Source organism: Pseudomonas sp. F-14 TE3482 (genome assembly GCF_053629455.1).
The window spans coordinates 3,807,739-3,831,225 of sequence record NZ_JBRJII010000001.1 but is presented as its reverse complement, the minus strand read 5'-3'; the positions used below and the strand labels follow the sequence as shown (position 1 = coordinate 3,831,225).

Sequence of the window (23,487 nt, the reverse complement as noted above, 5' to 3'; positions counted from 1 at the left end):
GCGGGAGCAAGCTCCCTCGCCACAAGTATTGTGTTTGGCAAACTCTTTCCTTAATAGATCAGCTCAACCCCCACTCATGTTCATGAACCGCACAATCTGCACCTCCCCTTCGGGACTGAAATCGTGGCGCAATGGCTTGCCGCGCAAGGCCTTCTGCACGGCGTTGATCACGGGCTGGTCATCCAGCGGATAACGCCGCAGCAATCCTCTTAAATCCAGCGCGTCGTCCTGCCCCAGACAAAGCAACAGCTTCCCTTCAACCGTCATCCGCACCCGATTACAGCTGCCACAGAAGTTGTGACTGTTGGGCGAAATGAAACCGATCCGGGTATCGGGATGGCGTTCCAGGCGCACGTAGCGCGCAGGTCCGCCGCTGTTTTCAGTGCTGTCGAGTAACCGATGCTGGCTGGCGATCAGCGCCCGCACTTCGTCGCTGGAACAAAACGATTCGCCCCGGGAACGCCCGACGTCGCCCAAGGGCATTTCTTCGATGAAACTGATATCGATGCGCTGATCGATGGCGTATTGCACCAACGCCGGGACTTCATCGAAGTTGCGCCCTTTCATCACCACGCAGTTGAGTTTGATCCGCTCAAACCCCGCGTCCCGCGCCGCTTCGATGCCGTTGAGCACCTGATCGAGATCGCCGATGCGGGTGATCGCACGAAACTTCTGCCCGTCCAGGCTATCGAGGCTGATGTTCATCCGCTTGACCCCCGCCTCTGCCAATGGCCGGGCCAGGCGGCTCAGTTGCGAGCCGTTGCTGGTCATCACCAGTTCGCGCAAACCGGGCAGCGCGGCGATGTTGCGGCACAGTTCGACAATGCCCGGACGAATCAGCGGCTCGCCGCCGGTCAGGCGGATTTTGCGTACGCCCAACCCGACGAACAGCGTTGCCAGACGCTGCAACTCTTCCAGCGTGAGCACCTGCTGACGCGGCAGGAAGGTCATGTTTTTCGCCATGCAATACACACAGCGAAAATCACACCGGTCCGTCACCGACATCCGCAGATAATCGATCTGCCGTCCAAAGCCATCCTGCATTACAGCGTTCATCACATCTCCCGGTTTGCCTCGATGCTCACTGCACCAGCGGTGAGTCGGCGCCCTGCAAGTGGATACCGCGAATATCCGCCGCACCGATCAGGGTTTGCAGGTACTGCACCAGCGCTTTTTGCCAGACGCCTTGCTGCAACTGCGTGCGAATCGCCGTCGACACCACTTCATAGGGCAACGGCATACCTTCGATCCGCTGATCGACACTGACCACGTGCCAGCCGTAGCGACTTTCCAGCGGTTTGCTGGCCAGGCCCGGCGCCAGGGTGAACAGCTGACGCTCCAGTTCGGGCACGGTCTGACCCTTGCTGATCTGCCCCAGGGAACCGCCCTGGGCCTTCGACGGGCAGGCCGAATACTTCACGGCCAGCTCGGCGAAACTGCCGGGAAAGTCTTCCAGACGTTGCAGCAGAACTTCCGCCTGATCATGGGCAACGGCGCGCGCCTCGACATCATCCGGCGCACACTCGAGCAGGATGTGCCGAACCGCCAGCAACGGTGCGCTGTGAAAGCGCCCGCGATTGTTTTCGTAGTAACGCAGACTGGTTTCCTCGTCGCACTGCGGTACGTGCACCTCGCGTTCGAGCAACAAGCGCGTGGCCGCTTCTTCTTCGTTCTCGCCGGCACCGATCTCCATCGACACGCCGAGTTCGGCAATGCGCTGCTGCAACAACTCGCGGATCACCAACGCCCGGGCGGCCAGGTACACCGCGTCCTCACGGCTCTCGGCCGGGTGATATTGCAGCTCCTGGGCCATCGCTTCCGGCGTGATCGACACCTCGTTGACGCTGACGATCGGCCACTCCTGCTCGCTGCTGGCGATCAACTGCGCCGGGGCGTCATCGGCAGCCGCCGGCTCAACCGGGAGTGCTTCAAACTGCGCCTCTGCGACCGGCGCGATGTCGAGAACGTCCTCGGCTTTTTTGGAAGACCCGCAGCCACCGCTGCCGCCGTTACCACCACCACATCCACATCCACCTGACATGATTGTCTCCTCAGTACTTCTGACGAACGATTTGATAACGACGCCCCAGGTACCAGATCGGTGCGCTGATCATGTGTACGAGACGGGTGAAGGGGAACAGCACAAACAAGGTCAAACCGAGAAACACGTGCAGCTTGTAAGTCAGCCCGACCGGCGCGATAGCCGCCGCCGCTTCCATCGGCCGCAACAGCACGGTGTTCTGCGCCCAGTCGGCGAGCATCACCATCACTGAGCCGTCCATATGTGCGGTGGACGCCGCAATCGTCAGCAGCCCCAGCAGTAACTGCGCCAGCAGCACCAGCAGAATCAGGATGTCTGAAGGGCTGGAGGTGGCGCGTACCCGAGGATCGGTGAGCCGCCGATTGACCAGCATCAGCAAGCCGATCAAGCACAGCAGGCCAAAGAACCCGCCAGACACCATGGCCAGTAACTGCTTGTTCTCGGTGCTTATCACGTGGTGATAAACCGACGCTGGGGTCAGCAGGCCAACGAAGTGCCCGGCCAGCACGAACAACACACCGACGTGAAAGAGGTTGCTCGCCACGCGCATCCCGCGCTGGTTGAGCATCTGGCTCGAACCTGCCTTCCAGCTGTATTGCGACAGGTCGAAGCGTGCCCAACTGCCAATCAGGCAAATGGCCAAAGCGACGTAGGGATAGACCCCGAACAACAACAGATTCCATTTAGACATTACCGACCTCCTTGGCTGGCGCGGCGGCCAACCCTTCATGCTGAAAATCCACCCAGTGCAACGGCACCGCGCTTTCTTCCCGAGCCTTGCCCGGCGCGCTAGGCAATGAACTGCAACGGTCCTGCTGTTCGGCCTGGAGGAAGTCCACGGCCTCCTCTTCCCAGATCTTGTCGAGGGCTTCGAGGGAGTCGTCGCGAGGCTCCGCCGCGACTTGCGCCCGCAGGTCGGCGACCGCTTGATGCGGCTCGGCCCCGGCGATTTGCAGCAGCGCGCGGAAGCAGCTGGCATAGGCGCTTTCGCGCTCTTCCAGACGTGCGGCGAGCAAGGCCAGCAAGTGCGAAACATCCGCCAGACCCTCGCGAGCCTCGATGTCTTCGCGGGTGGACAAGAACTCCAGGTACAGCGGGATATAGTCCGGCAGCTCTTTGACGCCGATGGCAAAACCGGCTTCTTCGTATTGCGCCATCATGTCGACCATCGCCTGACCACGGTCGCGGGACTCGCCGTGCACATGCTCAAACAACAACAGCGACAGCGAGCGCCCCCGGCCGAACAGCGCACCGTAGTGCTCCTGCCCGTCCATCAGGTCATTGGCGCAGATCAGCTCGAGCAATTCGAACAACGCGCCGCGCTGTTTAGGGCTGATTTCCCGTGACTGGATGATCGCTTTCTCCAGTTCGTCGCGACCGCCAATCAGCGTCTCGGTCGGGTAATCGAGCAGCAGCGAAATCACTTTGAGAATTTGCATGCTCATTCCTCCCACAACTGGACGGTTTTCAGGATGTCGCGGCGGTTGGCTTTCTTCGCACCGAACATGTTGGTGTCGGAACTGCCGCTGCAGCCGCTGCCGAAACTGAAGCCGCAACCGGAGCGTTCGGCAAAGGCGTCGCTCATGGCGTCTTCACGGTGCGCGCTCGGTACCACAAAGCGGTCTTCATAGTTGGCGATCGCCAGGTAGCGATACATCTCCTCGACCTGGGCCACGCTCAGGCCGACGTCCTTCAACACTTGCAGGTCCTGAACCCCGTCGACTTGCTCTGAACGTTTGTAGGCGCGCATCGCCAGCAAGCGTTTAAGCGCACGCTTGACCGGTTTTTCATCGCCCGCCGTCAGCAGGTTGGCCAGGTACTTGAGTGGAATACGCAGGCTGTCGACATCCGGGATCACCCCGTTCATACCGACGGTGCCGGCAGTGGCAGCGTTCTGGATCGGCGACAGCGGCGGCACGTACCAAACCATCGGCAAGGTGCGGTATTCCGGGTGCAGCGGCAGTGCGAGTTTCCAGTCCACGGCCATTTTGTAGACCGGCGAACGCTGGGCTGAATCGATCACCGACTGCGGTACGCCATCGGCCAGGGCCTGACGAATCACTGCCGGGTCATTCGGATCGAGGAAGATCTCCAGTTGTTTCTCGTACAGGTCCTGCTCATTGGCGGTGCTCGCCACTTCGCTGATGCGGTCGGCGTCATACAGCAGCACGCCGAGGTAACGGATGCGTCCGACACAGGTTTCGGCGCAAACGGTCGGCATCCCGGCTTCGATCCGCGGGTAGCAGAAGATGCACTTCTCGGACTTGCCGCTCTTCCAGTTGAAGTAGATTTTCTTGTACGGGCAGCCGCTGATGCACATCCGCCAGCCACGGCATTTCTCCTGGTCAATCAGGACGATGCCGTCTTCTTCGCGCTTGTAGATCGCCCCGCTCGGGCACGATGCCGCGCACGTCGGGTTGAGGCAGTGCTCGCACAGGCGCGGCAAATACATCATGAACGTGTTTTCGTATTCGCCGTAAATGTCCGCCTGAATCTTGTCGAAGTTCTTGTCCTTGCGACGCTTGGCGAATTCGGTACCGAGGATCTCTTCCCAGTTCGGGCCCCATTCGATTTTTTCCATGCGCTTGCCGGAGATCAGCGAGCGCGGACGCGCAGTGGGCTGATGCTCGCCCAGCGGCGCGGTGTGCAGGTGCTGGTAATCGAAATCGAACGGTTCGTAGTAATCGTCGAGGCTCGGCAGGTCCGGGTTGGCGAAAATGTTCGCCAACACGCGGAATTTACCGCCGATGCGCGGGTTGATCGTGCCGTTGGCGTTGCGGATCCAGCCGCCCTTCCACTTGTCCTGGTTTTCCCATTCTTTCGGATAGCCGATCCCGGGTTTCGATTCGACGTTGTTGAACCAGGCGTATTCCATGCCTTCGCGGCTGGTCCAGACGTTTTTGCAGGTGATCGAACAGGTGTGGCAACCGATGCACTTGTCCAGGTTCAGAACCATGCCGATTTGTGAGCGAATCTTCATCTCAGTTCTCCTCGATATCGGTCGGCAGCGGACGTGGCAGGTCATCGCCACTTGAACCATCGAGCCAGTCGACTTTGGACATTTTGCGCACCACGACGAATTCGTCGCGGTTACAACCGACCGTGCCGTAATAGTTGAAACCGTAGGCCTGCTGGGCATAGCCGCCGATCATGTGGGTCGGTTTGAGCACCACGCGGGTGACCGAGTTGTGGTGGCCGCCACGGGTCTTGGTGGTTTCCGAACCGGGCACGTTCACGATCCGTTCCTGTGCGTGATACATCATCACCATGCCGTCCTTGACGCGCTGGCTGACCACCGCCCGGGCGGTCAGTGCACCGTTGACGTTGAAGCATTCGATCCAGTCGTTGTCCTCGATGCCGGCGCTTTTCGCGTCGTTCTCCGAGAGCCAGACAATCGGCCCGCCACGGCTGAGGGTGAGCATCAGCAGGTTGTCGCTGTAGGTGCTGTGGATGCCCCACTTCTGGTGCGGGGTGATCCAGTTCAGGACGATTTCCTTGTGGCCGTTACTGCGCTTGCCTTTCACCCCTTCGATGGTGCGGGTGTTGACGGGCGGGCGATAACTCATCAGTTGCTCGCCGAACGCCTGCATCCACGGGTGATCCTGGTAGAACTGCTGGCGACCGGTGATGGTTCGCCATGGGATCCCTTCGTGAACGTTGGTGTAACCGGCGTTGTAGCTGACGTGATCGTCTTCGAGTCCCGACCAGGTCGGGCTGGAAATGATCTTGCGCGGCTGCGCCTGAATGTCGCGGAAACGAATCGCCTCGTGGGCCTTGGACAGCGCCAGGTGGCTGTGGTCGATGCCGGTGAATTCCGACAGCGCGGCCCAGGCCTTGACGGCGACTTGGCCGTTGGTTTCCGGCGCCAGCGACAGAATCACTTCAGCAGCATCGATCGCCGTATCGATTTTCGGACGGCCGTGACTGATGCCGGCGTCGCCCTCTTTGTGATTGAGTTCACCGAGGAATTTCACTTCGTCTTCGGTGTTCCAGTTGATGCCTTTACCGCCGTTGCCGTTTTTCTCCAGCAATGGCCCCAGGGACGAGAACTGTTTGTAGATGTTCGGGTAGTCACGCTCCACCACGTGCAGGTTCGGCGCGTTCTTGCCCGGCTCCGGTGCCACGCCAGCGCTTTTCCAGTCGGTGCCGCCAAACGGCTGGGCCAGTTCGCCGACGCTGTCGTGCATCAACGGGATGGTCACCAGGTCCTTTTCAACGCCCAGATGGCCTTCGGCCATGCTGGAAAACGCCTTGGCGATGCCTTTGTAGATTTCCCAGTCGGAACGCGATTCCCACGCCGGGTCGATAGCCGCCGACAACGGGTGAATGAACGGGTGCATGTCCGAGGTGTTCATGTCGTCTTTTTCGTACCAGGTCGCGGTCGGCAAGACGATGTCGGAATAGACGCAGGTCGAGGACATGCGGAAGTCCAGCGTGGTGACCAGATCGAGCTTGCCGATGGCGCCCTCGTCCACCCATTCGGCTTCTTCGGGTTTGCAGTCGCCGACCTGGCCGATGTCTTCGTTCATCACCCCGTTCTTGGTGCCCAGCAGGTACTTGAGCATGTACTCGTGGCCCTTGCCCGAGGAGCCCAGCAGGTTGGAACGCCAGATAAACATGTTGCGCGGGAAGTTGACCGGGCTGTCCGGCTGTTCGCAGGAGAAGCGCAGTGAACCGTCCTGCAGCGACTTGACCACGTAGTCTTTGGGGTCCATGCCGGCCGCAGCGGCGTCGCGGCAAATGTGCAAAGGGTTCGTGTTGAGTTGCGGTGCGCTGGGCAACCAGCCGGCGCGTTCGGCGCGGATGTTGTAGTCCAGGGCATGCTCAGGGAATTGCGATTTATCGGCCAATGGCGAGAGCACGTCGTGCATGCTCATCTTCTCGTGGCGCCATTGCGAACTGTGGGCGTAGAAGAAGCTGGTGCCGTTCATTTGGCGAGGCGGACGGTTCCAGTCCAGGCCGAACGCCAGGGGCAGCCAGCCGCATTGCGGACGGAGTTTTTCCTGGCCAACGTAGTGCGCCCAACCGCCACCGGTCTGGCCGACACACCCGCAGAGCATGAGCATATTGATCAGCCCGCGGTAGTTCATGTCCATGTGGTACCAGTGGTTCATCGCCGCACCGACGATGATCATCGAGCGGCCCTTGGTCTTGTCGGCGTTATCGGCGAACTCACGGGCAATCTGGATGGCTTTCTCACGGCTGACGCCGGTGATCTGCTCCTGCCACGCCGGGGTGCCGGGCACTGAGGCGTCGTTGTAATCCTTGGCCACGTTAGCGCCGCCGAGACCGCGATCGATGGCCAGGTTGGCTGCGGACAGGTCGAACACGGTGGCGACTTTGGCCACGCTGCCGTCCGCCAGCACCACGTTATGCACCGGCACGCGGCGGTATTGCACAGCTTCGCCGGCCACGTGCTGGAAGTGTTCGTGGGACTCGCCGGCAAAATACGGGAACGCCACTTCGGCGACGTCATCGCCGATCAGGCTCAGCTTCAGATCGATCTCTCGGCCTTCGCCGCCTTCACGAGGCAGGATGTTCCACTTGCCCTTCTCGCCCCAGCGATAACCGATGGAGCCCTGAGGGGACACCAGTTCGCCACTGACATCCAGCGCGATGGTTTTCCATTCCGGGTTGTTTTCCTGGCCGAGGTTGTCGGTCAGGTCGCTGGCGCGCAGGAAGCGGTCCGGCTGGTAACCGGCGCCCGGGGCCTTGTCGACCATTTGCTTGAGCAGCACCAGCACTGGCAAATCGGTGAAGCGCTTGGCGTAGTCGGTGAAATAAACGCTCGGTTTGTCGAGGTGGAACTCTTTGAAGATCACATGATTGAACGCCTGGGCCAGCGCCGCATCGGTGCCCTGCTTAGGGTTCAGCCACAGGTCGGTGAGCTTGGCGACTTCCGAGTAGTCCGGGGTGATCGCCACCGTCTTGGTACCCTTGTAACGGACTTCGGTAAAGAAGTGCGCGTCCGGGGTACGGGTCTGCGGGACGTTGGAGCCCCAGGCAATGATGTAGTTGGAGTTGTACCAGTCGGCCGATTCCGGCACGTCGGTCTGCTCGCCCCAGACCATCGGCGAGGCCGGTGGCAAGTCGCAGTACCAGTCGTAGAAACTCAGGCAGGCACCGCCGATCAGCGACAGGTAACGCGAGCCTGCGGCGTAGCTGACCATCGACATGGCCGGGATCGGCGAGAAGCCGACGATCCGGTCCGGGCCGTATTGCTTGATCGTATAGACGTTGGCCGCTGCAATGATCTCGTTGACTTCTTCCCAGTTGGAACGAATGAAGCCACCCATGCCGCGCTTGCTTTTATAGGAGTCAGCCTTGGCCTTGTCCTCGACGATGCTGGCCCAGGCTTCGACCGGCGCCATGGTCTGCCGCGCATCGCGCCAGAGCTTGAGCAACGGCTTGCGGATTTTCGGGTACTTGAGCCGGTTGGCGCTGTAGATGTACCAGCTGTAACTGGCACCACGGGGGCAGCCACGGGGCTCATGGTTCGGCAGATCGTTGCGGGTACGCGGGTAGTCGGTCTGCTGGGTTTCCCAGGTGATCAGGCCGTTCTTGACGTAGATTTTCCACGAGCAGGAGCCGGTGCAGTTCACCCCATGGGTAGAACGCACGATCTTGTCGTACTGCCAGCGCGAACGGTAGACGTTCTCCCAGTCGCGAGACTCTTTGCGGGTCTCTCCATGACCGTCGGAAAACTCGTTTTGCTTACGGTTGAAAAACCGCAATTGATCCAGTAAATGACTCACGGTGTAGTCCTCTCAGGCTTTGTCGCGGAGTCTGTGCCCCGCCCACGCAATGATTGAATTCGGGTCGTCTCAGCAGGGTGTCGCGGCGCCTTTGCGCGCGTACCACCACCAGGTCACCACGATGCAGCTCAGGTAAAAGCCGACGAACATGTAGAAGGCCATCTCCGGGCCGCCGGTCAGGGCCATCGAAGAGCCGAAGGATTTGGGAATGAAGAACGCACCGAAGGCGCCCATGGCCGAACTGAAGCCCAGGACGGCGGCCGATTCTTTACCGGCATCCTTGAGCGCTTGTTCGCGTACGGCTGGCGGTTTTCCGGCCGAGGCTTTTTCATGCTGGGTGCGGAAGATCACCGGGATCATGCGGAAGGTGGAGCCGTTGCCGACGCCAGTGGTGATGAACAGCAGCATGAACAGGCCGAGGAAGCCGTAGAAGTTGCCGCCGGTACCGTTCTGCGGCAAAAAGTGCATCACGCCGAAGACCATCGCGATCATCGCCACGAAGTTCCACAAGGTCACTTTTGCGCCACCGAGCTTGTCCGCCAGCCAGCCGCCCAATGGACGAACCAGCGCACCCACCAACGGGCCGAGGAAGGCGAATTTCAAGGCAATCACGTCAGGGAACGAGGTTTTGATCAGCAGCGGAAACGCGGCGGAGAAACCGATGAATGAACCGAAGGTCGCCAGGTACAACCAGCACATCAGCCAGTTGTGTTTGCGCTTGAAGATCACCGCCTGTTCGCTGAACGAAGCGCGAGCACTGGACAGATCATTCATGCCGAACCAGGCCAGCACCGTCACCAGGACAATAAACGGTACCCAAATGAAGCCGGCGTTCTGCAGCCACAACTGACCACCGTCCGGCAGTGCTTGCGGCGAGCCGCCCATGAAGCCGAACACACCGAAGGTAATCACCAGCGGCACACAGAATTGCATCACCGAGACGCCCAGGTTACCCAGCCCGGCGTTGAGGCCGAGGGCCGTGCCCTGCTGCGACTTGGGATAGAAGAAGCTGATGTTGGACATGCTCGAGGCGAAGTTGCCGCCACCAAAACCGCAGAGCAAGGCAATCAACACGAACACGCTGTAGGAGGTGCTCGGGTCCTGCACGGCGAAGCCCATCCAGATCGAGGGCAACAACAGCGACGCGGTGCTCAGGGCCGTCCAGCGACGGCCACCGAAGATCGGCACCATAAAGGAATAGAAGACGCGCAAGGTCGCGCCGGACAACCCCGGCAACGCCGCCAGCCAGAACAGCTGGTCGGTGGTGAAGGTGAAGCCGATGGCGTTCAAACGCACAATCACCGTGCTCCAGACCATCCACACCGCGAAGGCCAACAACAGCGCAGGAATGGAAATCCACAAGTTGCGCGTGGCGGTCTGTTTGCCGCTACTTCCCCAGAACGCGGGGTCCTCGGGGCGCCAGTCATGGATGACCGGGCCTTTGTCAGGCTTTTGCAGAACGGACATGTTCTTCTCCTAGGGCAATGCTGGAAATCGGGGACGGGGTCAGCAGCGGCGCTTTACCCAGCACCGGGCTTTTGCGTATTTCGCTGAAGTACATCCAGGTGAGGGAGACCCAGACCACGCCGTACATCAACATGAAGCAGGAAGAGCGCACGCCGGTGAGGTCCACCAGGGCGCCGAACAGGATCGGCAGCACAAAGCCACCCAGGCCACCGGCGAGGCCGACGATGCCGGACACCGCGCCCATGTTTTTCGGGTAGTCATTGGCGATGTATTTGAAAACCGAGGCCTTGCCGAACGCGAAGGCGATGCCCATGACGAACAGCAGCACGGTGAACAGCGCGGGGCTCAGGCCGATGTGGAAATCCACCGGGCCGTCGATGGTCTGCACTTGCAGTTGGGTCTGGGGATACGAGAGCAGGAACAGGCAGATCCAGCTGACCCACAACACCCACCAGGTCACGCTTTGCGCCCCCCAGCGATCTGACATCCAGCCGCCGACGGCGCGCAGCACGCCACCGGGCAGGGAAAAACAGGCCGCCAGCAGCGCCGCGCTTTGCAGGCTGAAACCGTATTCCTGCACGTAGTACTTGGTCATCCATAGGGCCAGGGCGACGTAGCCACCGAAGACGATCGAGTAGTACTGGCAGTAGCGCCACACCGCAGGGTCTTTCAACGAGCGCAGTTGCTCACGCAAGGTAGCGCCGGATGCACTGCGGTGGTCCTTGTTTTCGGCACTGAGAAACCAGAACAGCAGCGCGGTAATAAAGAGGATCGCGCTGAAGACTTTCGGCACCAGTTGCCAGCTGCCGGCAGCGATCAGTGCCGGGGCGAGAAACTTGGTCACCGCAGCCCCGGCGTTACCGGCGCCGAAGATGCCCATGGCGAAGCCTTGATTCTCCTTGTCGAACCATTTGGCGACGTAGGCAATCCCGACCGAGAACGAGCCGCCGGCCAGGCCGACGAACAAGCCCAGCACCAGGAACTGCCAATAGGCGGTGGCGTGACTGATCAAATACAGCGGCGCGACGCAGGCCAGCATCAGCAGGAAGAACACGCTGCGCCCGCCAAAGCGGTCGGTCAGCAGGCCCAGCGGCAAACGCACCAACGAGCCGGTCAGCACCGGGGTCGCGGCCAGCAGGCCAAACTGGGTTTCGTTGAGCTGGAGAAGGTCCTTGATCGGCACCCCGAGCACGGCAAACATCATCCAGACCATAAAGCACACAGTGAAGGCCAGCGTGCTCATGCCCAGCACCAAGCCTTGTCGTACACGCGGTGGGTTCACAATGCTCTCCAGTCAGTTAGCCATGGCGGCAGACTAGAGAGGGCAACCCCGCAAAAACTTGACCCATGTCAACGAAGCCCAAGGGGGCATAGGCCTATGCTTGTGCGGTCTACCTCTAAGGAGGTAGTGCTAGAAAGTGTTAAAACCCTTTATTTATCAGCTTGTTAAGAGTTTTAACCGACGTTTTTGCCGACAAGGAACTGTCGACAACTCTTTAGAGGTAGCGCGCCCCGGATCGGCGGCAAAACCCATTCTGGTGCTGCACATGCTCTGTTTTCCTGATGTCTTCCGGGACCTGCGCCGATGATGCGCTGGTTGCGCAGCTCCCTGCCCGCTCGCGCCGGGCTGGCGGTGATCCTGATCGCCGTGCTGGCGCTCGCCAGTTCGCTGAGCGCCGGACTGATCGCCTGGTTCAGCCAGGGCGATGCCGCCGCCATCAACACCGCAGGCTCGGTGCGCATGGAGACTTATCACCTGAGCTGGAAACTGGCCGCGGGTGCAACGCCCTCAGAAATCGCCGCCATCACCGACAGCCTGCAAACCCGTCTCACCAGCCAGTCACTCAAGGCCGTGCTGGAAGATGGCCCCACCGCCGCCCTGCAAGTCAGCTATAGGCAAATCCAGCAACAATGGAACGAGGATTTACTCCCCGCACTGCTGCGCGGCGATGCTGCCTATTTTCAGGTCCAGGCACTGTCCTTCGTTGAACAACTGAACCAGTTCGTCAACCTGTTGCAGCGTCAAAGCGAACAAAAGCAGGGCTGGCAACAGGCGATCCAGGGCCTGGCCTTGTTCACTACCATGATTGTCCTGCTGATCGGGTTGTACGAGTTGCAGTACGGTGTCGTCACGCCCCTCAAGGAGTTGGTGGACGCCACCCAGCGCTTTCGTCGCGGCGACTTCAAGGTGCGGGTCAACCATCAGTCCCAGGATGAACTGGGCCAGTTGGCCACGAGTTTCAACACCATGGCCGAGACGATCGAAGAGTCGCATCGCACCCTGGAAAGTCAGGTCCGGCAAAAAACCCTGAACCTGCAACAAGCCAATGCCGCCCTGGAGCTTCTGTATCAAAGCAGCCGAAGCCTGGCCACACGCCTGGCCAATGCCGAAGGCCTGGATGAGTTGATTCGACGCTTCCAGCAACGCCTGCCCGGCTTGCGTCTGTCGCTGTGCCTGCAAGGTCAACTGCAGGCACCGGCCCAACAGTTACTGGCCCTGCATGGCGCGAACATCCGCGAAGTCTGCGCCAGTAGCGACTGCGCCACTTGCCAGAAGCACCACAAAGCCAATCCGCAAGCCTTCAGCATCAGCAACCAGGGCAGTGAACTGGGTGAGCTGAAGGCGCACTTTGTCGACGGGCACCCCATGCAAGCCTGGGAAACCCAACTGATCCAGGCCCTGGCCAACCTGATCGGCACCTCACTCTCGCTCAAGCGCCAACGGGAACAGGATCATCGCCTGCTGCTGCTCGAAGAACGCACGATCATCGCCCGCGAGCTGCACGATTCACTGGCCCAGGCCCTGTCCTACATGAAGCTGCAAGTCAGCCGCATGCAGACCCTGATGCGCCGGGGCGAACCGGTCCATACTCTGGAAACCGTCACCGCCGAATTGCGCGAGGGACTGAACAATGCCTATCGCCAGTTACGCGAGTTGCTGACGACTTTTCGTTTGCAGATCCACGACGCGGGACTGGTGCAGGAACTCAAGGACACCGCCGAGGAGTTTTCCCGTCGCGGGGAGTTCCAGGTGCACCTGCACGTCGACACCCTGGCCTTTCAGCTATCGGCCAGCGAACAAATCCACATTCTGCAGATCACCCGCGAGGCGCTCTCCAACTGCTTGCGCCACGCCCACGCGCAAAACGCCTGGCTGCAACTGCGCCAAGATGGCGAGACAGTCAGGTTGTCGGTCGAAGACGACGGTCGCGGCTTCAGCGGCAATGTCGACCAACGCGAACACCACGGCCTGAACATCATGGATGAGCGGGCTCGCAGCTTGCACGGCCAGCTGCAGATCCTTTCCAGGGAACCCCAAGGCACCCGTGTCCAACTGGAATTCCACCCGGAATTTCTCGGGCAGCAAACAGAAGGCAGCACCCTATGACACCGTCCCCGCAACACAGAATCCTGCTGGTAGACGACCACCCGATGATGCGTCACGGCATTCGCCAGATGCTCGAACTCGAAGATGATTTCCTGATCGTCGGCGAAGCCAGCCAGGGTGAAGAAGCACTCGGTCTGATTGAGCCGCTTCGACCGGATCTGGTTTTGCTCGACAACAACATGCCGCAAATGAATGGCATCGAAACCCTGCGCCGATTACGGGCGATGCACTACACCGGCAAAGTGCTGCTGTTTACGGTGTCGGATGCAGAAGACGATATTCGCGATGCACTGCGCCTGGATGCCGACGGTTATCTGCTCAAGGACATGGAACCGGAACTGTTGATCCAGTACATCCGCGATGCCTTGAACGGCGCCTTGGTCATCAGCCCGGGCCTGACTCAAGTCATGGCCCAGGCACTGCGCGCGCCTGCACGCCAGGCCGTGGTGGAGCTGACCGAGCGTGAGCGTCAGGTGTTGAAAACCATCGCCAGCGGCTTCAGCAACAAGGTCATCGGGCACAAGCTGGGCATCACCGAAGGGACGGTCAAGGTCCACGTGAAGAACCTGCTGCACAAACTCGGCTTGCGCTCGCGGGTAGAAGCAGCGGTGTGGGCCATGGAGCATCTGCGCAGTGCAGGCTGACAGGCATCCCTCCTTGGAGGTAGGCCTGCAGAGGCATAGGTCAATTGGCCTGCGCTCTCTACTATGACGGTCAGCGGAGGTACGCCATGCTGACCCACCCTTCCATCGTTTTAACGTTGCGCCGTCATCATCTGTTCAGCCAACTGCCGGAGAAAGTCTTCGAGGAAGTCTGCAGCCTGGCCATGCTCAAGCGCCTGAGTTGTCACAGCACCCTCATGCATCAAGGGGATCCGGCCAGGCGTTTTTTCCTGCTGGTCAGCGGCCAGGTCAAGTTGTACCGGCTCACCGGCGAAGGCCAGGAAAATCTGGTAGAGATCATCCAGCCCGGCCAGACCTTTGCCGAAGCCTTGCTGTTCAGCCAGGCCCGGCTCTACCCGGTGAGCGCCACGGCGCTGAAGGACAGCGTGCTGGTGAGTATCGAGGGCAACCATTACCGCAATGCCCTGGAGGACCAGCCGAAGGTCTGTCTGGCGATCCTCGCGAGCATGAGCGTTCACCTGCACCTGCGTCTGCGCGACATCGATACCTTGACCATGGCCAGTGCGACTCGTCGGGTGATCAATTTTCTGTTCCAGGAACGCCACCCGGTTACCGGCCAGATTGTCTTGCAGGTGTCCAAACGCCTGGTGGCGTCGAAGCTTGGGATTCAGCCGGAAACCTTCTCGCGGATTTTGCATCGTCTGGTGGAGTGCGGCCTGATCGCCATGGAGCGTCGCCATATCAGCATTCTCGCTGAAGAGGAGCTCGCGGCTTTCCAGTAGTCGGAATTGACCGCCATCAAGGCGCAATGCCAAGCGCCTTGCACACTGGCAGCGTCCATCCACGGAGAGTGCAAATGCCCCGTTCAACCCTGCCTTTGGTTTACTCCTGCTCAGGTTGCTCCAACGTCGCCCAACTGGCCAATACCCTGGCCGTGCGACTGGACCGCAGTGGCCTGGCTGAAATGTCCTGCATCGTTGGTGTCGGCGGGCATGTGGCGGCGCTGGTCAACAAGGCACGCTCGGGGCGGCGGATCTTCGCGCTGGATGGTTGCCCGTTGCAATGTGTTGAAAACTGCCTCAAGCAACATGGGCTGCATGCTGATGTGCATCTGATTCTCAGCCATTACGGGCTGCGTAAACGCCATGGTGAGGACTGCACGCAGGCGCAGAGCGATGAGTTGTTTGAAGGGATCAGGCAGTTGATTGCCAGTGATGCTCGCCAGCATGAAAGCCGGCAGAAAACGATGGCCTGAGGGCCAACGAAAATCCAAATGTGGGAGCGAGCCTGCTCGCGAAGAGGCCCTGTCAGTCGACATCAATGTTGAATGTAAGTCCGCCTTCGCGAGCAAGCCCGCTCCCACATTTGATTGGTGTACATCTGCAAGAGACAGGTCGGCTATCAGGCCGCCTTCGCGGGCAAGCCAGCTCCCACAGGGATCCGAGTGAACCCTGCGGGAACAAGGCCAAACTCAGGCCAGGCTTTTGCTAACCACCTCAAACACATCGCTGGACAGTTGCCCCGAAGCGCGAATCCGCTCCAGCTCGCCTTTCATCAACGCCTGACGAGCGCTGTCGTATTTGCGCCACCGAGTCAGCGGCGCCAGTTGGCGAGAAGCGATCTGCGGGTTGAATCCGTTCAGCTCGATCACCAGATCCGCCAGGAACCGATACCCGGAACCGTCGGCCGCGTGGAAGTTGATCAGGTTCTGCCCGGCAAACGCGCCGATCAGTGCCCGCACCTTGTTCGGGTTCTTGATCGTGAACGCCGGGTGTTGCATCAAGGCTTTGACCCGCTCCAGACCGCCCGGCAATGTGCTGCCGGCCTGAACGCTGAACCACTGATCCATGACCAGCGGGTTGTCCTTGAAGTGTTCGGCGAAGGTCGCCAACGCCGTGGCTTTCTGCTCTTCGAATGGCGAGTTGACCAACACCGCCAACGCCGTCAGACGTTCAGTCATGTTGTCGCTGGTGTCGAACTGCTCGAGGGTTGCCGCCAACACTTCCGGCTTGCCGCTGAGCATCAGGTACGACAGCGCAATGTTTTGCAGCGCGCGGCGGGCGAAATGCTCGGCCTCGGCCACATACGGCGTTTTCTTCGAGAGATCGCGATTAGCCTGATAACGCAGCCACAATGCCTCGAACAAACCTTCAGCCAATTGCTTACGGGCAAACTCGCGAGCCGTGTGAATAGCGTCTACGTCAGCCACTTCACTGATCTCGGTCAGATACGCCTCGCCCGGCAACGAGAGCATTTCAGCGACCATGGCCTGATCCAGCGTCTCGTCGGACAGCACGGTACGCAGTGCTGAAACCAAACGCTGATCCAGCACCAGCGCTTCGCCCTTCTGTTGCTGTTCGATCAACTCTTTCAGAACCTGCACCGACAATTGCTGGCCGGCATCCCAGCGGTTGAAGCCGTCGCTGTCGTGCTGCATCAGGAACATCAGCTGATCGCGATCGTACGGAAAACTCAGTTTCACCGGCGCCGAGAAGCCGCGCAGCAATGAAGGCAGCGGCTTTTCAGCGATGTCGATGAAGGTGAAGGTCTGCTCGGCTTCAGTCACCGAAATAACCCGCGAAGTGCCTTGAGCACTGGTTTCACCGGCAAGACGCAGGGCCATTTCGCCGCCCTTGCTGTCCAGCAGGCCCAGTTCCACCGGAATCACGAACGGCAGTTTTTCCACCTTGTCCGGGGTTTCCGGGCAGCTCTGGCGGAAGGTCAGGCTGTAGGTTTTTGCTGCGGCGTCGTAGGACTCGCTCACCACCAAACGTGGAGTGCCGGCCTGGCTGTACCAGCGCTTGAATTGAGTCAGGTCAACGCCGTTGGCGTCTTCCATGGCTTTGATGAAGTCGTCGCAGGTCACGGCCTGGCCGTCATGGCGTTCGAAGTAAAGGTCACTGCCTTTGCGGAAACCGTCGGCGCCCAGCAAGGTGTGGATCATGCCGACCACTTCCGAACCCTTTTCGTACACGGTCAGGGTATAGAAGTTGGAAATCTCGATGAAGCTGTCCGGGCGCACGGCGTGGGCCATCGGGCCGGCGTCTTCGGCGAACTGGTGGGTGCGCAGGTACGCCACGTCCTGGATGCGCTTGACCGTGGCCGAGTTCATGTCGGCGGAGAACTCCGAATCCCGGAACACGGTGAAGCCTTCCTTCAGCGACAACTGGAACCAGTCGCGGCAGGTCACACGGTTGCCCGACCAGTTGTGGAAGTATTCGTGGGCAACGATCGCTTCGACCCGCTGGTGTGCGGCGTCGGTGGCGGTTTCAGCGCGGGCCAGCACGGCGCTGGAGTTGAAGATGTTGAGGCCCTTGTTTTCCATGGCGCCCATGTTGAAGTCGTTGACTGCGACGATCATGAAGATGTCCAGGTCGTACTCGCGACCGTAAACCTCTTCGTCCCAGCGCATGGACTTCTTCAGGCTGTTCATCGCGTGCTGGCACTTGTCGATGTTTTCCGGCTCGACATAGATGCGCAGCGCCACGGAGCGCTCGGTCATGGTGGTGAAGGTGTCTTCGACGCACCACAGGTCACCGGCCACCAGCGCGAACAGGTAGGCCGGTTTCTTGAACGGGTCTTCCCAGGTCGCCCAGTGCCGGCCGTCTTCGCCGGGCCCCGAGGCAATCGGGTTGCCGTTGGACAGCAGCACCGGATAGCTGTGCTGCTCGGCGACCACCGTGGTAGTGAACGTGCTCATCACGTCCGGGCGGTCGAGGTAATAGGTGATTTTGCGGAAACCTTCGGCTTCACACTGGGTGCAGAACATGGTGCCGGATTTGTACAAGCCTTCCAGGGCGGTGTTGGTTTCCGGGTGGATCCTGACGCTGGTGTCGACCGTGAAGCTTGTACTGGCCGGGTGCAGGGTCAGGTGATTCTCGGTCAGCTGATAGTCGGCAGCGCTCAGTTCGCGATCGGCCAACGTCACCGACAGCAGATCGAGTTGCTGGCCATCCAGCACCAGCGGCGGCAGACCCGGGCCACGTTCAGGATTGCGGCGCATCACCAGTTGCGCATGGACCAGGCTGTGGTCCTCGAACAACTCGAAGGTCAGGTGCGTCTCGTCGATCAGGTACTCGGGCGCCTGATAGTCCTTCAGGTAGATCATCTTCGGTTGTTCGGTGCGCATACTGGAATCCTTACTGATGCACGGCGAGCTGGTAGGCCGTGTATTTACGAATATTGATCACGCCGGTGTCGAAAATCAGGTACTGGCCCTTGATCCCCAGCAGCGTGCCTTCGGCAATCGGGTTCTTGTCCAGGTTGAAGCTGACAATCTTGGCCGGGTATTGCTCGACCGGATAGCGGATCTCGAGCGGTTCGACATCGGTAATGGTCTGGATTGCTTGTAGGCCAAATCGTTCCTGCAAACCTTGCAAACCTGGCGCACAACTTTCAAACAGCTGATCGCGAACCTGCGCCAGATCCACCGATACCGCATCGCCCTTGAGTAAAGCACGCCAGTTGGTCTTGTCGGCTACCTGGCTGCGGAACAGGTCTTCGACGAAGCCTGACTGCTGACGGGTCGCGACGCGCATGATCGGCAAGGCCTGGCTGGCGCCCTGATCGAGCCACCGAGTGGGCAGTTGCGTGGCGCGAGTGATGCCGACCTTGATCCCTGAAGAATTGGCCAGATACACCACATGATCGGTCATGCAGAATTTTTCGCCCCACGCAGGCTCACGGCAGGTGCCGGCGTCGTAGTGGCAACGCTCCGGGCTCATGATGCAGAGGTCGCATTGGGCCAGTTTGGTCATGCACGGGTAGCAGTAACCCTGGCTGAAACTGGTTTTGGTCTTGCGTCCGCAATGGGTGCAGTGGATCGCCCCCAGGAACTCCAGGCGCACCGTGGTGCCGATCAACGGATTGACCGGTACCTCGGCGTCGCCCAGACGAAAAGCGTACTGAACGTTCGGCCCGTCAAGGCGCGCCGACATTTTGCTGATTGCACCGCGGCCAATCTCGATCAATGGACGGCATCCGATTTGAACAGAATGTTTGGCACTTCAATCGACTTCGACTCGCATTCCTGCGGGCCCATGTAGCCAGTGCGTTCTTCCTCGGGCAGGTTCTGGATTTCCCAGGCGATCATCGCTTGCAGGGACAGTTCGCGCTGCTCGGCGGTGAGTTTGCCACCGTCGGACCATTTGCCGATTTCCACCGCCAGTTTCAGGCTCTGGTAGATATCCGGGGTGATGTTTTTGATCATTTCGTTAAAAGAGGACATCAAGGGCTCCGCGCTCTTTAATCACATAGCTTATTTGGAAGTCAGTTTACGGCGGTTGTACAAACCGCCCAACAAACCGGTGAAGCATCCGATGAGTAACCCGCTGACGTGGGCCGCGTTGGCAATCTGGCCGAAGCCGATCATCGAGACCAGCCCGGACAGACACAGCAGCAACCACACCAGCATCATCACCAACACCCCTCGGGGCAGGCGATACGCCGGGTTCGGCGACAGAACCTGGAAGATCCAGCAATGCCCAAGCAGGCCGTACAGCACACCGGACAACCCGCCGAACAGGCTCGGGCCGCTGAAAAGGTATTGGGTATAGTTGGACACCAGGCTGAACAGCAGCGTCAGGCCGATCAGGTTGATGCTGCCCTGCCGCGACTCGATGCGCCGCCCCAGTTCCCAGTACCACATGCCGTTCATGGCCAGGTGCAGGATGCCGAAGTGGATCAGCATCGGCGTCACCAGACGCCACCACTGCCCCGCCGCCAGGCTGTCGGCCAATGGCGTGAAATGGATGTACTCGCCGACCACACGGAAATCGAGGAAGGTCAGCCAGCGTATCGTCTCGAGGTTATCGCCCAGCAGCGTCACCATGGCGACGATCAGGCTCAGCAACAGCACCAACGCCGTAGCCTTGCTGTAGCGCAACTGCTCGACGAAGCCCGGACGCGGCTGCGTCTGCGCGATCGGGATATCCAGTTGCTGATCGGGGTCACCCGCCGGAAAGCGTTCGTACAGTGAGCGCACGTCTTCGCTGATGTTGGCCGGGACCCACAGCACTTGCTCGCCCGCTTCTTCGCTGACCCGATGGGGCACTTGCATGCGCTGCAGCAGTTTGACGAACCCGCTCAAATCCACCGCCAGAGGCAGACGCAATACCGCCACCGCCGTCATTGCAGCACCTCCGGCCGCTCGACATCGACCCAGACAAATTTATGCGGGTCGAGACGGGTTTCCTGATCCAGACGATAAGCGACCAGTTTGCCGTAGAGCACCGCGCTGTAATCCAGGCACGCCAGGTTCGGGCGGATCGGCGCCGGTTTGCCGCTGCGCCAGTAGTGGCCGACGAACAACAACGGCTCATCGACGCCGTAACGCAGCAAGTTGTCTTTTTCGCTGGACGACAGCGGCGTGCGGGCCACTGGCTCAGGCAAGGCGTCGGGCTGGAACACGATATCTCCGTAGGTTTGCGGGTCGTCTTCCCAGAATTTGGTGCGGAAAAACGAGCGCGTCAGGCCGTCGCCGCTGGTCATGGTCAACCCGTGGGGCAAGCGCATGTCGGTGCCGCGCAACAGGCGATCGAACACGGTGCAGGCAAAACTGCCCGGCACCGCGGAGGCCTGGAGGAAATGCTCATCGATGCAGCCGTCGGGGAACAAGCCGCGCAACGGCTCGATCAGGCCGGCGTCCCAGCAGGCATGCACTACCCGAAAGCGCCCGGCATCGACGAACAGAGGCAATTCATAGAACCATTGCAGAAAGTCATGCCAATCTTCGGGATGATCCTCAAACTGAGTCAGGGTTTCCTTGAGCAGGCGACCGTGGCGCGGCGTATGTTCGCGCACGAACTGCTGGCCGCTGCCCGGCAGCGCCGGCGTGCTCCAGCCGAGGGCGTTGAATTCATGGTTGCCCATGATGCACAGCGCCTGCCCGGCTTCGACCATGTCGTGGACGATGTGCAGCGCCTCGCGAATCCGCGGGCCGCGGTCGATGATGTCGCCGAGGAACACCGCCATGCGCGACGGATGCCGCCAGACGCCAGCCTGTTTGTGGTAACCGAGCCGGTCGAGCAAGTGCTCAAGGGTCAGAGCGCAACCGTGCACGTCACCGATCAGGTCGTAGCTACGCGCGGGATCGAGCATCAGTCGCCTCCACCACCCAACTTGCTGCCCCAGCCGAGCTTGGTCCGGCAGACTTCATAGTAGTTGTGGTCGAGCGGGTGAATCAGCCGCAGCTTCTGCGCTTTCTTGCTGATGGTAATGGTGTCACCGGGCGCGCAGGTGAAGTGATTCTGCCCGTCACAGGAAACTTGCGGGTAAATCTGCATATCTTTGGACACGACGATTTTCAGCTCACTGTTGCCATCGACCACGATCGGTCTACCTGACAAGGTATGGGGGTACATCGGCACAATCACAATAGCGTCGAGCTTGGGATGCATGATCGGGCCGCCCGCCGACAGCGCGTAGGCGGTTGATCCGGTCGGTGTGGCGACGATCAGGCCGTCAGCCTTCTGGCTGCAGACGAACTGGCCGTCGATGTACAACTCGAACTCGATCATCCGCGTCGATTTGCCGGGGTGCAGCACCACGTCGTTCAGCGCATCGCCTTGGCCGATGGCCTCGGCGTGGCGACGGACTTCGGCTTGCAGCAGGAAGCGGTTTTCTACCAGATAGTGGCCGTCGAGCACTTCGGCGACTTTGACTTCCAGCTCATCGGGGCGAATATCGGTCAGGAACCCCAGGCTGCCCCGGTTGATGCCGAGCACCGGAATATTGTGTCGGGCCAGCGCCCGGGCGGCACCCAGCAGGCTGCCGTCGCCACCGACCACAATCACCATGTCACAGACTTCACCGAGCATCTTGCGCGACGAGGTTTGCAGGCCATGACCCGGCAGGACTTCGGCGATGGTGTCTTCGAGGATCACGTGCAGGTGACGATCGAGCAGAAACCGTTTCAGTCGGCGGACGGTATCCAGCACCTGAGAACTGCCCAGGCGACCGATGATGCCGATATTACGAAATTGCTCCATGGGGCTCCTATTAGGATGCGGAGGGCCTGCGACGGCGAAAAACACGATTATGGGCGAAAGCGCGGCGTAGACAAAACCCTTTCAGCCACGACGGTGCGCTCGCGTTTCGGGCTATGCTCGCAAGATGATCCTATTTCCAGATTTGCTCCAGTTACCTCACCGGTTGCGCCACCCCGAAGTGCGCGACCTGGCTTGGGTCATCCTCGCGCCGCCGATGCTCAGCGTCACCCCGTGGCCGCAGCGTCATCCGCTGGCGGGCAGCGACTGGGTGCAGGCACCGGAGCGCCTGGAACACTGGCTCCGGCAACTGGATCGCGACAGCTACGACTTGCTGCACTGGCTGGCCCAGGCCAGGACCCGGCGCCTGGGTCTGTACTACGAGCGGCTGTGGCAATACGCCGTGCGGCACGCGCCGGGCATCGAACTGATCGCCGCCAATATGCCGATCCGCCGTGAAGGCCACACCCTGGGTGAGCTGGACATGCTGCTGCGTGATCGCGATGGCGTGCATCACCTGGAACTGGCGATCAAGCTCTATCTGGGGCCACAGAATGGTGACGGCCATGACACCGCGCAGTGGCTCGGACCGGGTTGTCATGATCGGCTCGACCGTAAACTGAAGCACCTGAGCCAGCATCAATTACCGATTTCCGCGCGGGCGGAGAGCCGTGCAGTGCTGGCGTCGCTGGATATCCAGCAGTTCAGCGCGCATTTGTGGCTGGGCGGTTATCTGCTCTATCCCTGGCCGGGACAGTCCGAGTCACCGAGCGGCGCGCACCCTCAACATTTGCGCGGTAGCTGGCTGCATCAGAAGGACTGGGCGGACTTTGTCGTGCAACGCCCGTTCGGCCGCTGGCAACCCCTGCCCCGCCATGCCTGGCTGGCGCCGGCGCACTATCCCGAAGAGCAGACCTGGAACGTTGAACAACTGAATGCGTGGCTGAGCGATCTGGACCCGCTGGCACCGGCACAATTGATGGTACGGCTGACAGAGAATGGCGAAGGAGATTGGGAAGAAGCCGAGCGGCTGTTTCTGGTGTCCGATCTTTGGCCGAATGTGCCGGGGAATGGTTGAGTTTTTGTGGTGAATGGACTGGCCCTATCGCGGGCAAGCCCGCTTCCACAGGGTTTAGTGTGATCCTGTGGGAGCGGGCTTGCCCGCGATAGCGGTATGTCAGGCGACATCAATGTTGACTGTGCCGCCGTCTTCGCGAGCAAGTCGAAT

At 60.4% G+C, this 23,487-nt stretch carries 19 protein-coding genes; 5 read left to right on the top strand and 14 right to left on the bottom strand.

Annotated features, from left to right (window positions below; translation table 11 throughout):
- Nucleotides 1-63: 63 nt before the first annotated feature.
- The 8 genes from moaA to AB7M26_RS17285 all read right to left on the bottom strand — a co-directional run bounded on the left by moaA (nt 64) and on the right by AB7M26_RS17285 (nt 11,545).
- Nucleotides 64-1,056, bottom strand: a complete 993-nt coding sequence (moaA, locus tag AB7M26_RS17320; RefSeq protein ID WP_123495087.1) for a GTP 3',8-cyclase MoaA — start codon at nt 1,054-1,056, stop codon at nt 64-66.
- 25 nt (nt 1,057-1,081) lie between these two features.
- Entirely contained in the window at nt 1,082-2,041 is a 960-nt protein-coding gene (locus AB7M26_RS17315; protein ID WP_123495088.1) for a peptidylprolyl isomerase, read from the bottom strand.
- 10 nt (nt 2,042-2,051) lie between these two features.
- Nucleotides 2,052-2,732 (bottom strand): respiratory nitrate reductase subunit gamma, encoded by a 681-nt coding sequence (gene narI, locus AB7M26_RS17310; RefSeq protein ID WP_123495089.1) that lies wholly within the window; start codon nt 2,730-2,732, stop codon nt 2,052-2,054.
- A complete protein-coding gene (gene narJ, locus AB7M26_RS17305) occupies nt 2,725-3,480 on the bottom strand; it encodes a nitrate reductase molybdenum cofactor assembly chaperone (protein ID WP_102614424.1) in 756 nt (251 codons plus the stop codon). Before narJ ends, narI begins: the two co-directional genes overlap by 8 nt.
- Before the next feature lie 2 nt (nt 3,481-3,482).
- Nucleotides 3,483-5,021, bottom strand: coding sequence for a nitrate reductase subunit beta (gene narH / locus AB7M26_RS17300; protein WP_038982852.1), 1,539 nt, complete (start codon nt 5,019-5,021; stop codon nt 3,483-3,485).
- Between the two features lies 1 nt (nt 5,022).
- Nucleotides 5,023-8,796, bottom strand: coding sequence for a nitrate reductase subunit alpha (locus AB7M26_RS17295; protein ID WP_123495091.1), 3,774 nt, complete (start codon nt 8,794-8,796; stop codon nt 5,023-5,025).
- A gap of 69 nt (nt 8,797-8,865) precedes the next feature.
- Nucleotides 8,866-10,263, bottom strand: coding sequence for a NarK family nitrate/nitrite MFS transporter (locus tag AB7M26_RS17290; protein WP_008067109.1), 1,398 nt, complete (start codon nt 10,261-10,263; stop codon nt 8,866-8,868).
- Nucleotides 10,241-11,545 (bottom strand): MFS transporter, encoded by a 1,305-nt coding sequence (locus AB7M26_RS17285; RefSeq protein ID WP_123495092.1) that lies wholly within the window; start codon nt 11,543-11,545, stop codon nt 10,241-10,243. Before AB7M26_RS17285 ends, AB7M26_RS17290 begins: the two co-directional genes overlap by 23 nt.
- A gap of 303 nt (nt 11,546-11,848) precedes the next feature.
- On the opposite strand from AB7M26_RS17285, the gene AB7M26_RS17280 reads away from it, so the two are divergent.
- The 4 genes from AB7M26_RS17280 (at nt 11,849) to AB7M26_RS17265 (ending at nt 15,529) form a co-directional block, all read left to right on the top strand.
- Nucleotides 11,849-13,651 carry a HAMP domain-containing protein gene (locus AB7M26_RS17280; RefSeq protein WP_123495093.1) on the top strand — a complete coding sequence of 601 codons (1,803 nt, stop codon included), beginning with the start codon at nt 11,849-11,851 and terminating at the stop codon, nt 13,649-13,651.
- Complete coding sequence (gene narL, locus AB7M26_RS17275; RefSeq protein ID WP_008067117.1) at nt 13,648-14,295, top strand: two-component system response regulator NarL; 648 nt, start codon at nt 13,648-13,650, stop codon at nt 14,293-14,295. The genes AB7M26_RS17280 and narL overlap by 4 nt, the downstream gene beginning before the upstream one ends.
- 86 nt (nt 14,296-14,381) lie before the next feature.
- A complete protein-coding gene (locus AB7M26_RS17270; RefSeq protein WP_063340214.1) occupies nt 14,382-15,056 on the top strand; it encodes a Crp/Fnr family transcriptional regulator in 675 nt (224 codons plus the stop codon).
- A 74-nt stretch (nt 15,057-15,130) separates the two neighbouring features.
- The gene (locus tag AB7M26_RS17265) at nt 15,131-15,529 is read left to right on the top strand and encodes a putative zinc-binding protein (RefSeq protein ID WP_123495094.1); all 399 of its coding nucleotides are present in this window, start codon (nt 15,131-15,133) and stop codon (nt 15,527-15,529) included.
- A gap of 216 nt (nt 15,530-15,745) precedes the next feature.
- Here AB7M26_RS17265 and pepN read toward each other — a convergent pair whose 3' ends face one another.
- The 6 genes from pepN to AB7M26_RS17235 are packed head-to-tail and all read right to left on the bottom strand — an operon-like array spanning nt 15,746 to nt 22,262.
- Nucleotides 15,746-18,403: an aminopeptidase N gene (pepN, locus tag AB7M26_RS17260; RefSeq protein ID WP_123495095.1), complete on the bottom strand. Its 2,658-nt coding sequence runs from the start codon at nt 18,401-18,403 to the stop codon at nt 15,746-15,748.
- A 10-nt stretch (nt 18,404-18,413) separates the two neighbouring features.
- Nucleotides 18,414-19,244 carry a DUF2797 domain-containing protein gene (locus tag AB7M26_RS17255; protein WP_123495096.1) on the bottom strand — a complete coding sequence of 277 codons (831 nt, stop codon included), beginning with the start codon at nt 19,242-19,244 and terminating at the stop codon, nt 18,414-18,416.
- Nucleotides 19,241-19,501: a YeaC family protein gene (locus tag AB7M26_RS17250; protein ID WP_008074411.1), complete on the bottom strand. Its 261-nt coding sequence runs from the start codon at nt 19,499-19,501 to the stop codon at nt 19,241-19,243. Before AB7M26_RS17250 ends, AB7M26_RS17255 begins: the two co-directional genes overlap by 4 nt.
- Before the next feature lie 30 nt (nt 19,502-19,531).
- On the bottom strand, nt 19,532-20,404 hold the full coding sequence (locus AB7M26_RS17245) for a rhomboid family intramembrane serine protease (protein WP_123495097.1): 873 nt from the start codon (nt 20,402-20,404) through the stop codon (nt 19,532-19,534).
- Nucleotides 20,401-21,375: a metallophosphoesterase gene (locus AB7M26_RS17240; RefSeq protein ID WP_185022091.1), complete on the bottom strand. Its 975-nt coding sequence runs from the start codon at nt 21,373-21,375 to the stop codon at nt 20,401-20,403. Before AB7M26_RS17240 ends, AB7M26_RS17245 begins: the two co-directional genes overlap by 4 nt.
- Nucleotides 21,372-22,262 (bottom strand): NAD(+) kinase, encoded by an 891-nt coding sequence (locus tag AB7M26_RS17235; protein WP_007906781.1) that lies wholly within the window; start codon nt 22,260-22,262, stop codon nt 21,372-21,374. The genes AB7M26_RS17240 and AB7M26_RS17235 overlap by 4 nt, the downstream gene beginning before the upstream one ends.
- 124 nt (nt 22,263-22,386) lie before the next feature.
- Between AB7M26_RS17235 and AB7M26_RS17230 the strand changes: the two genes are divergently transcribed.
- A complete protein-coding gene (locus AB7M26_RS17230) occupies nt 22,387-23,337 on the top strand; it encodes a DUF1853 family protein (protein ID WP_123495099.1) in 951 nt (316 codons plus the stop codon).
- The last annotated feature ends 150 nt before the right edge of the window (nt 23,338-23,487 follow it).